The organism is Alkanindiges illinoisensis (assembly GCF_004377485.1).
Classification (GTDB): domain Bacteria; phylum Pseudomonadota; class Gammaproteobacteria; order Pseudomonadales; family Moraxellaceae; genus Alkanindiges; species Alkanindiges illinoisensis_A.
The window spans coordinates 18,929-33,648 of the sequence record NZ_SNTY01000025.1; the positions used below are offsets into that span (position 1 = coordinate 18,929).

Annotated in this window: 14 protein-coding genes and 5 tRNA genes; all 19 read right to left on the reverse strand. The window is 47.9% G+C overall.

All coding sequences use genetic code 11. The features are described from left to right. Window positions 1-327: 327 nt before the first annotated feature. The gene (gene rplA, locus E2B99_RS07165) at window positions 328-1,023 is read right to left on the reverse strand and encodes a 50S ribosomal protein L1 (protein ID WP_134244241.1); all 696 of its coding nucleotides are present in this window, start codon (window positions 1,021-1,023) and stop codon (window positions 328-330) included. Between the two features lie 3 nt (window positions 1,024-1,026). Further along, window positions 1,027-1,455, reverse strand: a complete 429-nt coding sequence (gene rplK, locus E2B99_RS07170) for a 50S ribosomal protein L11 (protein WP_026472135.1) — start codon at window positions 1,453-1,455, stop codon at window positions 1,027-1,029. A 199-nt stretch (window positions 1,456-1,654) separates the two neighbouring features. Next, window positions 1,655-2,188, reverse strand: a complete 534-nt coding sequence (gene nusG, locus E2B99_RS07175; RefSeq protein ID WP_134244242.1) for a transcription termination/antitermination protein NusG — start codon at window positions 2,186-2,188, stop codon at window positions 1,655-1,657. A gap of 5 nt (window positions 2,189-2,193) precedes the next feature. Continuing rightward, complete coding sequence (gene secE, locus E2B99_RS07180; RefSeq protein WP_134244243.1) at window positions 2,194-2,637, reverse strand: preprotein translocase subunit SecE; 444 nt, start codon at window positions 2,635-2,637, stop codon at window positions 2,194-2,196. Window positions 2,638-2,701: 64 nt separating this feature from the next. After that, a tRNA-Trp gene (locus E2B99_RS07185) sits at window positions 2,702-2,777 on the reverse strand. Window positions 2,778-2,878: 101 nt separating this feature from the next. Then, window positions 2,879-4,069 carry an elongation factor Tu gene (gene tuf / locus E2B99_RS07190; protein ID WP_134243834.1) on the reverse strand — a complete coding sequence of 397 codons (1,191 nt, stop codon included), beginning with the start codon at window positions 4,067-4,069 and terminating at the stop codon, window positions 2,879-2,881. A gap of 247 nt (window positions 4,070-4,316) precedes the next feature. Continuing rightward, a tRNA-Thr gene (locus tag E2B99_RS07195) sits at window positions 4,317-4,391 on the reverse strand. An 18-nt stretch (window positions 4,392-4,409) separates the two neighbouring features. Beyond that, window positions 4,410-4,485: transfer RNA gene (locus E2B99_RS07200), tRNA-Gly, on the reverse strand. A 23-nt stretch (window positions 4,486-4,508) separates the two neighbouring features. Then, window positions 4,509-4,592 (reverse strand) — tRNA-Tyr (locus E2B99_RS07205). 50 nt (window positions 4,593-4,642) lie between these two features. Then, a tRNA-Thr gene (locus tag E2B99_RS07210) sits at window positions 4,643-4,718 on the reverse strand. A 92-nt stretch (window positions 4,719-4,810) separates the two neighbouring features. Further along, a complete protein-coding gene (trpE, locus tag E2B99_RS07215; RefSeq protein ID WP_134244244.1) occupies window positions 4,811-6,301 on the reverse strand; it encodes an anthranilate synthase component I in 1,491 nt (496 codons plus the stop codon). Between the two features lie 206 nt (window positions 6,302-6,507). Then, window positions 6,508-7,224: a phosphoglycolate phosphatase gene (locus tag E2B99_RS07220; protein WP_134244245.1), complete on the reverse strand. Its 717-nt coding sequence runs from the start codon at window positions 7,222-7,224 to the stop codon at window positions 6,508-6,510. Between the two features lie 111 nt (window positions 7,225-7,335). After that, window positions 7,336-7,890 carry an FHA domain-containing protein gene (locus tag E2B99_RS07225; protein WP_134244246.1) on the reverse strand — a complete coding sequence of 185 codons (555 nt, stop codon included), beginning with the start codon at window positions 7,888-7,890 and terminating at the stop codon, window positions 7,336-7,338. Window positions 7,891-7,975: 85 nt separating this feature from the next. Continuing rightward, window positions 7,976-10,258, reverse strand: a complete 2,283-nt coding sequence (gspD, locus tag E2B99_RS07230; RefSeq protein ID WP_134244247.1) for a type II secretion system secretin GspD — start codon at window positions 10,256-10,258, stop codon at window positions 7,976-7,978. A gap of 83 nt (window positions 10,259-10,341) precedes the next feature. After that, window positions 10,342-11,166: a type II secretion system protein N gene (locus tag E2B99_RS07235; RefSeq protein WP_134244248.1), complete on the reverse strand. Its 825-nt coding sequence runs from the start codon at window positions 11,164-11,166 to the stop codon at window positions 10,342-10,344. Next, window positions 11,166-11,909: a type II secretion system protein N gene (gspN, locus tag E2B99_RS07240; protein WP_134244249.1), complete on the reverse strand. Its 744-nt coding sequence runs from the start codon at window positions 11,907-11,909 to the stop codon at window positions 11,166-11,168. Before gspN ends, E2B99_RS07235 begins: the two co-directional genes overlap by 1 nt. A gap of 183 nt (window positions 11,910-12,092) precedes the next feature. Next, complete coding sequence (locus tag E2B99_RS07245; protein WP_134244250.1) at window positions 12,093-12,419, reverse strand: H-NS family nucleoid-associated regulatory protein; 327 nt, start codon at window positions 12,417-12,419, stop codon at window positions 12,093-12,095. A gap of 111 nt (window positions 12,420-12,530) precedes the next feature. Next, on the reverse strand, window positions 12,531-13,064 hold the full coding sequence (gene ssb / locus E2B99_RS07250) for a single-stranded DNA-binding protein (RefSeq protein ID WP_134244251.1): 534 nt from the start codon (window positions 13,062-13,064) through the stop codon (window positions 12,531-12,533). A gap of 50 nt (window positions 13,065-13,114) precedes the next feature. Beyond that, entirely contained in the window at window positions 13,115-14,482 is a 1,368-nt protein-coding gene (locus tag E2B99_RS07255; protein ID WP_134244252.1) for an MFS transporter, read from the reverse strand. Window positions 14,483-14,720: the final 238 nt, after the last annotated feature.

A 14,720-nucleotide genomic window follows, 5' to 3' on the forward strand; every position in this document is an offset into this window, starting at 1 on the left:
AACCTGAATTGTTACAAACAGGTTGCTTACACGCGGAGGTTATCAGTCTGCCTAAGCATTCATCACACCACCGCGTCTACGCAGGCTGAGCTTTTAAGGAAACCAGGGATTTAACCATGATTTCCGCCTGAGGTCTTTGACGCTAACAGAACTAGCTTTTACACATTGTCTGTCAATTCAAAGTCCATTTGAGGTTTGGAATATCAAATCCGTTATGGCTTGCGACATATACGTCTGATCTACCAAGCTGCAAGACAGAAAGCTGTGCTTCAAGTGTCCTGCGGTTTTACCTCAAAATTTTAAATTCTTGCCTGTTCCACTAATTAATTAGTTAGAAACAGAAGCCACATCAATGGATAACCCTGGGCCCATGGTAGAGCTTAAGGTAATTTTCTTGATATAAACGCCTTTAGACGTTGCAGGCTTGGCTTTTTTCAGGTCACCAATCAATGCTTCAACGTTTTGACGAACTGCAGCAGCTTCAAAACCAACCTGACCGATACCCGCATGAATGATACCGCCTTTGTCAACGCGGTAACGCGCCTGACCAGCTTTGGCATTACGTACAGCACCAGCCACATCAGGAGTTACAGTACCCACTTTCGGGTTTGGCATTAAGCCACGTGGACCCAGAATCGTACCGAGCTTACCCACAACGCGCATTGCATCAGGTGCAGCAATAACAACGTCAAAGTCCAGATTTCCGCCCTGAATGCTTTCAGCCAGATCATCCATACCCACGATGTCAGCGCCTTCAGCCTTGGCTGCTTCAGCAGCAGCACCTTGTGCAAACACCGCAACACGTACAGTTTTACCAGTACCGGCAGGCAGTGTGGTGGCACCACGTACAACCTGATCTGATTTACGTGGGTCAACACCCAGGTTTACAGAAATATCCAGAGATTCTTTGAATTTAGCAGCAGGCAAACTATTGAGCAGTGCTACGGCATCTTCCAGAGAATAAACTTTGCCAGCTTCGACTTGTGCAGCAATAGCCTTTTGGCGTTTGGTTAATTTAGCCATGTCTTAAAGCTCCACATCCAGACCCATTGAACGCGCAGAACCTGCAATGGTACGCACTTGCGCATCAAGGTCTGCACCTGTCAAATTGCCTTCTTTTGCCTTGGCAATTTCTTCCAGTTGAGCGCGGGTAATTTTACCCACTTTCTGGGTATTTGGACGAGAAGAACCTTTGCCCAGATTCATGGCTTTTTTCAGGAAATAAGTCGCTGGTGGGGAAGCCATGGTGAATGTGAACGATTTGTCGTTATAAACAGTAATCGTTACTGGAATTGGCATGCCAATTTCCATTTTCTGGGTGGCAGCATTGAATTCTTTACAGAATGCCATGATGTTTACACCACGTTGACCCAGTGCTGGACCAATTGGTGGTGATGGGTTTGCTTTACCAGCTGGAACTTGCAGCTTGATATAGCCGTCAATCTTCTTGGCCATGATAACTCCTTGGGTACAAACGCCTAATCAGGCTCCCCGTGATAAAATTCTATAGCACAAATAAAATGTGCCAAGCAAAATAGCCCAACCATAAACACAAAAGGCGAAGCACAGCTCCGCCCTTGCGCTTGGCTCAAGTAAGGTTTTATGCAACCTCGCTCAAGGCGCGATAGTATATACTATTTTTCAAGAAAATAAACTAAATTGTTTTCTCAACCTGACGGAATTCCAGCTCAACCTGTGTAGGACGATTGAATACGTTGATGGTTAAGGTCAGGCGGGATTTTTCGTACTGAACTTCTTCCACCACACCTTTAAAGTCGGTAAATGGACCATCAGTAACCAGCAATTCTTCACCCGGCTCAAACATCGTTTTTGGACGTGGCGCTTCGCCGGTATTACGCACTCGCGCTAAAATGGCATCAGCCTCTTTTTGCGTAATAGGCGCGGGTTTTTCAGGTGTACCACCAATAAAACCCAATACCTTGGGACATTCTTTTACAATGTGCCAGGTATCATCATTCATTTCCATTTCAATAAGGACGTAGCCCGGAAAGAATTTACGCTCACTCTTGCGTTTCTTGCCATCCTTCATTTCCACGACTTCTTCCGTAGGAACCAGGACTTCACCAAAACTGTCCGCAACATGACTGCGGTCAATTCGGTCTTTCAAGGAACGCATTACTTGCTTTTCATAGCCTGAGTAGGCATGAACGATATACCAGCGCTTCATAGTAATTATCCGATGATCGACTGAATGAGCCAGCCAAAAATAGTGTCAAAGCCCCACAGGATTAAACTGGCAACTACCACTACCAATAAAACCTGCCAAGTGGTTGACACTGTTTCCTGCTTGGTTGGCCAAGTCACACGACGTAATTCAGTACGGGAATCTTTAAGTAAGATTGCAAATGCCTTGCCCTGATGGGTGGCATATAACAAACCTAGCGCAATCACAATACAGGCAACAATCGCACCAATACGCACCCAGACATTACTGCCTGATGCCCAATATGCAGGTAGGTACTGATTAATTAAAGTCGCCCCCACCAACAAAGCCAGTGCTATAATCCAAAAGACAATATCCAGCGCAGAGCCAGTTTTGACTATTTGTGCCGGATCATTTTGTTGGGGTATTGCCGCGCCGCTCAATGCATCACGCGTCTTTTCGTCAGTTGACATTATTTTAGACTCGTTATTAAACCAATGACTTAATTAGCGAAAGTCAGCATCAAGCTTTAAAATATGGCAGGCCCTGTAGGATTCGAACCTACGACCCTCGGTTTTGGAGACCGATGCTCTACCAACTGAGCTAAGGACCTGTAAAGTTTGACCGAAGGCAAGAATTTATCACCTTCGGCACATTATCTAAAGTTTAGATAATATTTATGTAAAGTACCTAGAAACTATTAAGCGATATTGCTTAGTTAGTTACTTTAGCCACAACACCGGCGCCTACAGTACGGCCACCTTCACGGATTGCAAAGCGCAGACCCTGATCCATAGCGATCGGGTGGATCAGCTCAACAGTCATCTGTACGTTGTCACCTGGCATAACCATTTCCACGCCTTCTGGCAACTGGATAGCACCAGTTACGTCAGTGGTACGGAAATAGAACTGAGGACGGTAGCCGTTTAGGAATGGGGTGTGACGACCACCTTCATCCTTGGACAGTACGTATACTTCAGCTTCAAACTTGCTGTGTGGCTTGATGGAACCTGGCTTGGCCAGTACCTGACCACGCTGTACGTCTTCACGCTTGGTACCACGTAGCAGTACACCACAGTTCTCGCCTGCACGACCTTCATCCAGCAGTTTACGGAACATTTCAACGCCGGTTACGGTTGTCTTCACGGTATCTTTGATACCTACGATTTCAACTTCTTCACCAACCTTGATGATGCCTGATTCAACACGGCCAGTGACTACAGTACCGCGACCAGAGATCGAGAATACGTCTTCGATTGGCAGCAGGAATGCTTTGTCGATGGCACGCTCTGGCTCAGGAATATAAGAGTCCAGGGTTTCAACCAGTTTCAGAACAGCTGGAACACCATACTGGCCATCTTCACCGTTCAGGGCTTGCAGTGCAGAACCACGGATGATTGGGGTGTCATCACCTGGGAAGTCATATTTGGACAGCAGGTCACGAACTTCCATTTCAACCAGTTCGATCAGCTCTTCGTCATCAACGATGTCGCACTTGTTCAAAAATACCACGATGTACGGTACACCAACCTGACGGGACAGCAGGATGTGTTCGCGGGTCTGTGGCATTGGGCCGTCAGTTGCAGAACATACCAGGATTGCGCCGTCCATCTGGGCAGCACCGGTGATCATGTTTTTAACATAGTCAGCGTGACCTGGGCAGTCAACGTGTGCATAGTGACGGGTTGGAGAATCGTATTCAACGTGTGCGGTGTTGATGGTAATACCACGCGCTTTTTCTTCAGGCGCAGAGTCAATTTCAGACAGTGCTTTTACATCGCCACCGTATGCTTTGGCACAGTTTAGGCTGATTGCCGCAGTCAGTGTGGTTTTGCCATGGTCAACGTGACCAATGGTGCCGACGTTTACGTGCGGCTTGTTACGTTCAAACTTGGCCTTTGCCATGATGTCATTCCTCGTCCACGTCGAATGCCTTTGACATCCGCACACTATTATTAAACGCAGTCTACGACCTGTAAGCCTGTCTAAGATAAGTAAACTTAGTCTACGACGCTTGGTCTGATGACCTGATTTGTTCAGCCGCCTATTAAAGCACGCACTGAACACCAACACAATAATTTAGGCAGGCTTTAATGCCTGCCTTTGTGGCACTTATAACCACAGAACTTGCCATACCATCTGGTACAATATCTGGAGCTCTTATCCAGATTTGAACTGGAGACCTCTCCCTTACCAAGGGAGTGCTCTACCACTGAGCTATAAGAGCTTAAAATCTGTATTCACTTGGAGCGGGAGACGAGGGTCGAACTCGCGACATTCAGCTTGGAAGGCTGACGCTCTACCAACTGAGCTACTCCCGCACTTGAGGGTGAATTACAAAATATGGTGGTGGGAGAAGGATTCGAACCTTCGAAGCTTTCGCGACAGAGTTACAGTCTGTTGGGTTTGACCGCTCCCCAATCCCACCGTTGTGTGTTAGTTCACACATCACCTACCTGATTTTAACTTTCTTAAAACTGGTGCCGACACCCGGATTCGAACTGGGGACCTACTGATTACAAGTCAGTTGCTCTACCAACTGAGCTATGTCGGCGTTACGTTTTAGCGCATCAAGTGAAGCGGACAGCAGTTTAACAAAAACAAAGGGTGACACAAGTGCTTTTTTGAATTTTTTGCAAAAAAAGCTTAAATATCCAGTCCGTTTGCTGATAATTCAACCGCTTTGATCACTGCGCGAGCTTTTATCAAGGTTTCGTTCCATTCTGCTTGCGGTACTGAGTCGGCAACCAGTCCTGCGCCAGCCTGTACCTGCACTTGCCGATCACGGATTACGGCAGTGCGAATTGCAATTGCCGTATCCATTTCACCATGCCAGCCCAGATAGCCTACTGCACCGCCAAACACGCCACGTTTGACCGGTTCTACCTCATCAATGATTTCCATGGCACGGATTTTTGGGGCACCGGACAATGTCCCTGCTGGAAAAGTGGCCTTAAACACGTCCATTGCAGTGACATCATCACGCACTTCGCCTTCAACATTAGACACGATATGCATCACATGTGAGTAACGCTCAATCACCATGCGCTCTGTGACCCTTACTTTGCCAATTTTACTGACCCGTCCTACATCGTTACGGCCCAGATCAATAAGCATAAGATGCTCGGCAATTTCCTTGGTGTCACTCAGCAAATCTTGCTCTAGTGCAACATCTTCACTATGGGTTTTACCACGCGGGCGTGTACCTGCCAGTGGCCGTACCGTGGCAATGCCATTTTCCAGCCGGGACAGGATTTCAGGTGAAGAGCCAATCAGGTAAAAGGGTTTTTGATCCGCTAATGTACTGCCCTGCACCATAAACAGATACGGAGAAGGATTTAAGTGCCGCAAGGCACGATAAACTGACAGTGGATCACCATCAAAATCTGACACCATGCGATGCCCTGGCACCACCTGCATCACATCACCGGCGCGAATATACTCCTTTACAACATCAACTGTGTTCAGGTAATTGTCCTGCCCGGTTAATGAGGTAAATATGGGCGCGCTATGTGGCTTAGCTTGCAGACTGATGGGCTGAGCCAGTAATTGCTCCAGTTCATCCAGCCGCTGGCAAGCCTGCTCAAAGGCATTTTCTTCCTGGGTGTCGGCATGGGTAATCAAAAACAGGGTGTCACTTAAATTATCAAATACCACCACAGTTCTGGACAGCATCAGCCAGATATCGGGCAAGCCCAGCACGTCATTGGCAGGCGGGTTTTTAAGACGGGGTTCAATGTAACGTACCGCATCGTAGCCAAAATAGCCGACCAAGCCACCTGTAAACACTGGCAATGCTGGAATCAGGTCAGCGCCGGGCACCTTAAACTGGCTTTGAAACTGCTGGATGTAGGCAAATGGATCCGCACAGGAAAATTGTTGCAACTGGCCATTTTGCTGTACCTGCATGATGCCATTGTTACACTCTAAGACGGCATCCTGCCCCACACCAATCATGGAAAAGCGCGCCCATTGCTCGCCACCTTCGACGGATTCAAACAAATAAGCCAGCTGGTGCTGACGTAAACGGGCAAAAACCGATAGTGGTGTGTCTGTATCGGCCAGACGGCGACGAAAAACCGGAATATAGTTAAAACCTGCTGCTTTAAGCTGCTCAAATTGCTGCTGATCAATCATGCTATTCTCACCAAACTTGCATTATTTATGTACATGGCGCGCCTGTGTTCTACTTTGGCAAAACTAAAAATCAGGCAAAGGAGTTACCGGCATTGAGTAAAACCGGACATTATTGTTAGTGACGCCAGCGTGAGCAGCAATAGACAGACATTGAGCTATAAAAGCACATAGAAAACTCGAAACAGTGTGACAGGTGAAGTGTAACGCTAAAGCAATTGTTGCAGCGAATCAAGTACTAGATCAGGATTGCAGTCAGCAACAGGTTCACCGTGATTATACCCATAAGTCAGTGCAACACATTGCATGCCAGCGGCATGGGCAGCTTCCACATCGTTGCGTGAATCGCCAATCATCAGGGCCTGATGCGGCTCAAGCTCAAAATAGTGCAGCGCATGTTGCAGACTCATTGGATGCGGCTTTTTGTGAGTGACACTATCGCCACCCAGCAGCAAGTGGAAGGGCGACAGCAAGTCAAGCGCTTGCAGCAGGTCATGGGCAGGCTGATAGGGCTTATTGGTGATACACGCCAGCTTCAGGTTTTGACTCTGGCAAGCCTGAATAAACGCTTCTACCCCATCATAAATCCGGCTTTCCACACAAACATGCCGTTCATAATGATTTAAAAATGCCTCAAGCAACTGGTGCTGCTGCTCCTGCAATGAATCATGCACATTTGCCTGTGGCCTTGAGCCATGTACTGGTGCAGTAATCCCCTGTTCATGCTGGTGCTTGATCACACAATAGGCCAGTTGTGGTGCACCACGACCTACCCAGCAGCGCACCTGTGCTTCGCTCACAGCAGGGCGGCCAAGTGTTGCCAGTGCTGCATTCATGGCATGGTAAATATCAATGGCAGAGTCAACCAGCGTGCCATCCAGATCAAAAAATACAGCGCGTAAGTCTCGAAGTTCAGCAAGTTTCATGACACACCTTGGAGTTATTTTAAGCGTGGGCGTAATTGGGCACTAAAAACCTGCTATCTAGTGGCCTATTAACAAGCATAACAAGCAGGCCTTAAATCATCATTACTGGCTTTAACTAACAAAATACCAGATTGAAATAAGCACCAGTAAAATCAGAATCGCCATGGCCAGTGCTGCTGGCAGGGTATTTTTAATACCTGATTTAGAGGCAGGCTGCGGTACAGAAGAATTAGCCTGTACTGCTGCTGGCTCTGCTTGCGCTTGTACAGTAGGCGTAACTGATGGCATAGGCGCTGGCTTGGGTACTGAAATCTGGGCTGGCCGGCCTTCGCTGGTCAGGGTAACCGATTCTGTAGTTCTTTCACGCAAGGCATCATGCAGGGTGTTTAACACCAAAAAACGCACCACATCGATCTGGAACTCATCATCTTCATGCAATTGCTGCTCATCAATACGCGCGCCATTGACAAAGGTTCCATTGGAGGACTTTAGGTCTTTAAGCCACAGGTTATTGTCGCGCACCGATAGTTCGGCATGCCGCCGTGACACATGACCACCCTGAAGTATAATATCGACACTTTGATCACGGCCGATAATCCTGTCCTGATCAATAATGATTTCCTGTCCAACAAATGGGCCGGCAACGGCTTTAATTTTCCAGGCCATAGTGTTTCCTCAAGGCTATAAAACGAAAAGATGCAACTATTTCATACTGCTTTAATTCTGCCATAACACCAATGTCGAATAGATATTATTCTGAACGAATGGTGGTTTGAATGACGGTATTTCCATCACGCGTGGTATTGGTGACTGGTGTTACCGGCTTTACATCTACCATAGGCTGCACCACAACAACAGGTGGATTTATCACGGGTGTTGTAACTGCACGCTGAACAGCCACTGGGGTTTTATCAATGGTGTTCATGCTGGGATTGGTGCTGGCGTCTGTGGTGCTATCGCCATAAATCCGGTCAATTTGCTCAGGCAAGCGGGTGATATTGCCATTGGGGTCTAGAATCAATTGCAGGCCGCGCACCTGACCATAACGTTTTTGAGTCAGGTCATTCACAGACTGGCCATCACGGATAATAGTGGGATGCAGGAATACCAGCAAATTGCGTTTTTCGTGAGAGTCATTATCAGAACGAAACAAACGGCCCAGTACCGGAACTTTACTTAAGCCGGGTACTGCCTGCGTGGTGCTGCTATTGTCATCCTGAATCAAGCCCCCCAGTACAATGGTTTGCTGGTCTTCAGCCAGAATTGCAGTTTTAATCAGGCGTTTTGTTGTTGTAATATCAGTTTTGCTGACAGCATTATTGGTTGGTACTACTGCTGATACTTCCTGTTCAACTTCCAGACGAATGGTGCCGCCATCGCCAATGTGCGGAATCACCTTTAAGGTTAAACCTACATCCTTGCGCTCAACCGTTTGATAGGGCGATGCTGTACCGCCGCTGGTGAGCGTGGCAGAACCAGTGATAAAAGGCACGTTCTGACCAACTACAATATGCGCTTCTTCATTATCCAGTGTCAGAACCGAGGGTACAGACAATAAATTGGCTTTTGTATTACTATCAAGTGCCTGAATCAATGCCCCATAAAAATTGGTCTGGCCATTTTTTTCCCGCACATCGCCTAGTGCAATGGCCGCACCAGCCAATTGGCTTGCTACACTGGCAGCAGCAGTTCCTCCAGCAGCCACACCAGCACCAATCTGGGCTAAGCTAGCTCCAACATTATTAAAGTTAATTAACCCCACCCCACTGGTTAAATCACCCAGTGCCCATTGAATGCCCAGTTGTTCGCCAGTTGAGCCAGATACTTCCACAATGGCTGCTTCAATCAGCACCTGTGAGCGGCGTGAATCCAGCTGGTCAATGGCGGATTCAATTTCGCGCATTAATGCCGGCTCAGCTTTTACAATCAGGGCATTCTGGGTTTCATCGGCAATAATGCTGATCCCGCCTGCACTAAAGGTGCTTAACTGGTTATTATTACTGTTGCTATTGCTACCTAGGCTAGTCAGGTTCACGCTAGCACCATTACCCAGTGAGCTACTGTTGCCCGTATTACTGGTGGTGCCCGTCGTTGTATTGTTGCTGCTATTGCTAAATGAACTATTGTTGCTGGAAGTAGAATTACTGCTGGAACTGGTGTTTTGGCCAGTCACCAGACCTTGCAGCATTTGCGCCAGATTTTTGGCACTGGCATGTCTTAGGCGAAATACCCGCAGGCCACCCAGACGATCCGCAGGGGCGACATCCAGCATTTGCACCAGCTCACGAATGCGTTTGCGGCTTGCCGCATCACCTTTAACCAGCAGGCGGTTGCTGCGTGCATCAGAAATCAGGCGTACCCGCGAACCCCGCACATCTCGTGAGGTGCCCGTGGCACTCATGGCATCAACCAGCCCAATAATTTCCTCGGCCTGACTGTTGCGCAGGGAAATTGCTTCGATGTCATCATCACCGGTTCCATCCAGCGTGCGCACCAGCTTTTCAATTTGCTCAATATTTTCGGCGCGGTCAGACACAATCAAGGCATTGGTGCCGGGAATAGCCGCTAAATGGGCATATTGCGGCATTAACGGACGAATAGCTGGAATTATGTCGCTAGGATTGGTATTTTCCAGCCAGATCACTCGGGTAACGACCAGTTCGCCCCGAATCCGGTTGCGGCTGTCAAATGGCGTACCGCTACTGCGGGCATTGGTATCAGGCACTAGCTTGATGGTATTACCTGAAGGAACCGCCACCACGCCATTAACATTCAATACGCCCAGAAACAGGTCATAAACCTGATCACGTGTTAATGCCTTATTGGAAATCACAGTGACCGTGCCCTTCACCCGGGGGTCAACAGCAAAGTTCTTGCCAGTGATATCCGCGACTTCATTCACAAAAGCCGTCAGGTCAGCGTCGCGCAGATTGATTTTCCATGTCTGGGCATTGGCCGGAAATGCCAGCGCAGCCAGTAATGGTAACGCCATGAACACACCATAAGCAGAGCGTTTATGAGCAAAGTTTGCCATGTGTTGCCTACATCCTTTTCAAATTCTGACAAGCCCGGAGACGTGGACACGAGTGCGTTGCATTGTGCTGACCTACCGAGGCATTAAAAACTTTGTTGAATGGTCATGGTTTGCTCACCACGACGGATTTCAATTTGTGCATTGCGCTGCTGCTGAATTTGTTGCAGCGCCCGGATATCATTTTGAATTTGTCCCAGTGGCCGGCCATTGAGTGACACAATACGGTCGCCCGGACGCAAGCCTAGCTTGTTGCGGATTTCAGCCGGTGCGGTTGCTGAAACCTCATAACCCTGACTGGTGGGCTGCACACCCATTTGGCTTAAATAGCCACTGGGATTACTTTGCAGCTGCTGAATCGCATCACCCAACGCATTTTGAGCCTGCTGGGCCTGATTAACAGGATTATTCAACGCTGCTGCTGTGGAAGCAACAGCCGGCCCGGAAGCCATTGCGCCTTCATCTCCAAAGTACAGAGTTGCTTCACGGCCATCTGCATAGCCCAGTGTGACATGATCCCAGGCCACAGCAACAAGACGCTGGCTGGTGCCTTCAATCTGCTGGCCTATACGGTAGCGGTTAGAAACATTATTGGCACGAATCACCGCTGCTGAATTGCGCGCTGGCCTGCCCAGGAAAATCCCTTCCAGCTTCAGCGGGATCTGCGCTTCAGGGCTTTGGCCAGAGGGTAAATCCACCCGGTTTTCCTTAAACAGAGAAAAACCGCTAATGTTGGGTACTTGCGTGGACTGGTTATAGCTGAGCGGAATGTCACGCGCAACCGGCGGCTGTGGTGGCGCCAGTACTAGCCAGATCAGGGCCGCCAGCTTCCAGCATAGCCAGACAATTAAAACAAATAAAAGCCACGGTGCGGTTTGATCCAGCGTTTTAAGTGAAAAATACTGACGCATTATGGCGCTCGCAAACTCGATAGGGGCTGACGGGTCGACACGACAGCGGTATCCAGTCCGGCCTGACCCCGATAGCCTGCAACGGTCAGTAATAAACGCTGGGTTAACTGAACTTCCAGCATTTGATCCTTGGACAAGTAAATATCACCCATGCGTTCGTTTTGTCCGGTAGTCAGGTTAAGTTGCAATCTGCCCTGCGGTGCACTTAAGTGAGCCACCAGTGGCGGCAGATTCGCACGCTCAATGTGCCCTTCAAAAGGATAACCCAGCATGCCACCAGCCCAGTTCATTTGCCCTTCGGCATCCTGCCAGCCCTGCTGCTTGTGATAAATCACCTTGAGATCACGCAACTGGATTGGATTGTTGGGCCACTGCCACGGAAACAGGCTGCTTAAAGTTTGGGTGCTGATTTGCCCATTAAACTGCTCGATGCGACGCTGGTTGAAGCCCACTGCCATTTTACCATCCAGACGGGTATCACCAGTTCTTAGCTCAACGTCAGCGCCTACTCTTAACAACAGTAATGACCACGGGCGCAATTTCCATGAAACCACACCCTGTACCTGCTCAATGTGCCAGTCAGCCTGACCCTGCCAGATGCTGCCACTGATGCTATCAATATAGGGGTTATTGGGGGAAACACGTGCAATGATCCAGGCTGCTGGTAGCTGCAATACAATGAATAAAAGCAATAGAGAAACTGCAAAGACCCACCAGCCCTTCCCCGGCTGTTTTACTGTCATTTGTTAAAATACCATCATTTGTTTTAACCAGTGGCCATGTGCCTGCATGATGGCTCATTATGCGCAAAACTGCTGTAAACGAAAAGCGTTTTATATTAAGTTTTCATCACGCTTTAAGCCAGCAATATCAAAGTACACCACTGGCTTGCGTTTTTTTAAGAAGAAGCTTTAAATTAAGAAGCCTTAAATTAAAAAGTCATCCAGCTTGGCGCCATCAGTCAGTTTAGCGGCCAGCCAGCGTGGTTGCTTGCCACGGCCAGTCCAGGTTTCCTGCTGGTTTTCCGGATTGCGATAGCGAGGTGCAACGGGCTTGCGGTTTGTACTCTTGCTGGACTTGTTACCCCGGGCAACCAGTTCTTCCAGTGTTACACCCACAGACGCAGCAATTTCTGTAATTCTGTCATACGCTGCATCAAGCTCTTGTTCTTTTTTTGACTCGATTAAGGCTTCGGCTTCATCGGTCAGTTTTTTCAGTTCAGCAACTGATAAACTACTAATATCAGGTTTCATTACCACTCCCACGAATATAAATAACCATTGTTATATTAAACAATATGGGCCGATCATATTATAATCGCGAGAGTGTGTCACCTTATTCTTTCAAGTTTATATAAATAAGGTTTAAAACGGTAAATCATCATCCAGATCGGTATTATATTGCGGGCTACTGGTTGCTCCAGTATTTCTGCCCTGACCTGATGAATACTGATTATCACTAGACTGATTATTGCTTGAGTAATTATTACCAGACTGCCCATTACCAGAGCGGGCGCTATAGGGTGCATAGTCCATATTCTGGCTACCTTCACCCTGACCACTACGCGGGCCATCCAGCATTTGCATGGAATCACCACGGATTTCAGTGGTAAAGCGTTCCTGACCATCTTTATCAGTCCACTTGCGGGTACGCAGGCTGCCTTCAATATAAACCTTGCTACCCTTCTTTAGATACTGCTGGGCCACTTCACCCAGACGGTTATTTAATACAATACGGTGCCATTCAGTAATTTCCTGACGCTCGCCCGTGTTTTTGTCAGTCCAGCTTTCACTGGTGGCAATGGAAAACTGCGTGAGTGAGCCACCGTTCGGAAAGCTTTTGGTTTCAGGATCACGGCCCAGAGTGCCAACAAGAATAACTTTATTTACGCCACGCATGGTTTATTCCTCAGGTTTAGTTTTTTGATGTAGTGACTGTAAACTACTCGCTATGAAAAGGCTACAGGTTGATTCACCAATAGCGACAATTTTTGTCGCGCCTCATCATTCAGGTCTTTTGGGTCTACTTTAATGTAGGCAATGCCCTGCTGTTTTAAGATGGCAACTTCCTCAACCCCTTGTACTTCAAGGATTTGATTGCTCCAGTTGCTCAGGTTTATCTGATCTGATGGCAAGTCAACAGTTAGGGTAGACAGATAGCGCGGTGACTCCAGAAACCAGCTTACGCCCAGCCAAACGGTGGCAAGTGCAACCAGAATGCCCCATGCCAGTGTGGTATTGCTGCTGGATAATAACTGCCCGCCCAGTAGGCCGCCAAAGAACGCGCCCAGAAACTGACTAGAAGCGTTGATGCCCATTGCCGTGGCTTTCACCGAAGGCAGAGCAATTTTAGACAGCCATGAAGGCAATAGGGCTTCGATCACATTAAAGGCAATAAAGAACAGCGCCAGACCTAAAATTAATCCCCAGGGCGTGGTATAAAACAGGCTTAAAACAACTAATGCCGCAGTAATGGAAAATACCGCTGCCATAAAAATATAACGCATTTGCTGTTTTTTTTCGGCCACGATAATACTGGGGAATGCAAAAAAGCAGCTGATTAATAATAGAGGTAAATATACCCAGCCATGATGATTTACCGGAATACCGGCCCACTCAACTAACTGGCTTGGAATAAAAACAAACAATGCTGTCATGATTAAATGCAGCATGAAAATGGAAATATGCAGACGGTTTAAGTTGGCGTTATTTAATACCAGTTTAAATTTTTCCCGATAATGGCCATTGACCTGTTTATGCTGGATGGAAACCTGCGGCACCAGTAATAGCAGGACAATTGCCAGAATACCGGCAATACTGGAAAACCAGAATAGGCCGGACAAGCCAATATGTGCCGTCAGTAACGGGCCAATAATAAAAGCCAGCATGAAAGACGTGCCAATACTCATCCCCATAATGGCCATGGCCTTGCTGCGCTGCTCCTCACGGGTTACATCGGCCAGTAATGCCATCACCACCGCAGAAATTGCCCCGCCACCAGCCAGTGCACGACCAATAATGACCTGCCAGATCTCAGTAGACATTGCCGCAATCGCATTACCCAGCGCAAACAGGATCAGGCCAAAAATAATCAGGCCACGGCGCGATACATAATCTGCCCACAAGCTAAAGGGAATTTGTAACAAAGCCTGGCTTAAGCCATAAACACCAACAGCCAGACCCAGCAATGCAGGGGTCGCGCCACTGTACTGCTGCCCTGCAATGGCAAAGACCGGAACGATCATGAACAAGCCCAGCATGCGCAGGGCAAAGATACTACCTAAAGCAAACGTGGAGCGGCGTTCTGTGGCATTCATGAAAATTTTGAACCGTAAAGGATGATGCAATAGAAAACGCTAAGCAGTATACGCTTATTTTATTAATGTGCCAGATTGTTGGATGGACGTTGTATAGCCGCTACGTTTGCACAGCCGTATCCGCTTGAAGCAAGTTTTTGGTAACGGCGACGGGATGACAACTTGAAGTTACATAAACTATCACCATATTTAGGCTTAAATATTATTCTTTTAACCTGTATATGGCATCGCCGGAAGG

What these genes read in the sequence shown, in the direction of transcription:
- E2B99_RS07235 (WP_134244248.1), bottom strand. Translation starts at nt 11,166, where the DNA reads ATGCGTCAGTATTTTTCACTTAAAACGCTGGATCAAACCGCACCGTGG.
- E2B99_RS07245 (WP_134244250.1), bottom strand. Translation starts at nt 12,419, where the DNA reads ATGAAACCTGATATTAGTAGTTTATCAGTTGCTGAACTGAAAAAACTG.
- E2B99_RS07225 (WP_134244246.1), bottom strand. Translation starts at nt 7,890, where the DNA reads ATGGCCTGGAAAATTAAAGCCGTTGCCGGCCCATTTGTTGGACAGGAA.
- E2B99_RS07220 (WP_134244245.1), bottom strand. Translation starts at nt 7,224, where the DNA reads ATGAAACTTGCTGAACTTCGAGACTTACGCGCTGTATTTTTTGATCTG.
- tuf (WP_134243834.1), bottom strand. Translation starts at nt 4,069, where the DNA reads ATGGCAAAGGCCAAGTTTGAACGTAACAAGCCGCACGTAAACGTCGGC.
- nusG (WP_134244242.1), bottom strand. Translation starts at nt 2,188, where the DNA reads ATGAAGCGCTGGTATATCGTTCATGCCTACTCAGGCTATGAAAAGCAA.
- gspD (WP_134244247.1), bottom strand. Translation starts at nt 10,258, where the DNA reads ATGGCAAACTTTGCTCATAAACGCTCTGCTTATGGTGTGTTCATGGCG.
- secE (WP_134244243.1), bottom strand. Translation starts at nt 2,637, where the DNA reads ATGTCAACTGACGAAAAGACGCGTGATGCATTGAGCGGCGCGGCAATA.
- trpE (WP_134244244.1), bottom strand. Translation starts at nt 6,301, where the DNA reads ATGATTGATCAGCAGCAATTTGAGCAGCTTAAAGCAGCAGGTTTTAAC.
- gspN (WP_134244249.1), bottom strand. Translation starts at nt 11,909, where the DNA reads ATGACAGTAAAACAGCCGGGGAAGGGCTGGTGGGTCTTTGCAGTTTCT.
- rplK (WP_026472135.1), bottom strand. Translation starts at nt 1,455, where the DNA reads ATGGCCAAGAAGATTGACGGCTATATCAAGCTGCAAGTTCCAGCTGGT.
- E2B99_RS07255 (WP_134244252.1), bottom strand. Translation starts at nt 14,482, where the DNA reads ATGAATGCCACAGAACGCCGCTCCACGTTTGCTTTAGGTAGTATCTTT.
- ssb (WP_134244251.1), bottom strand. Translation starts at nt 13,064, where the DNA reads ATGCGTGGCGTAAATAAAGTTATTCTTGTTGGCACTCTGGGCCGTGAT.
- rplA (WP_134244241.1), bottom strand. Translation starts at nt 1,023, where the DNA reads ATGGCTAAATTAACCAAACGCCAAAAGGCTATTGCTGCACAAGTCGAA.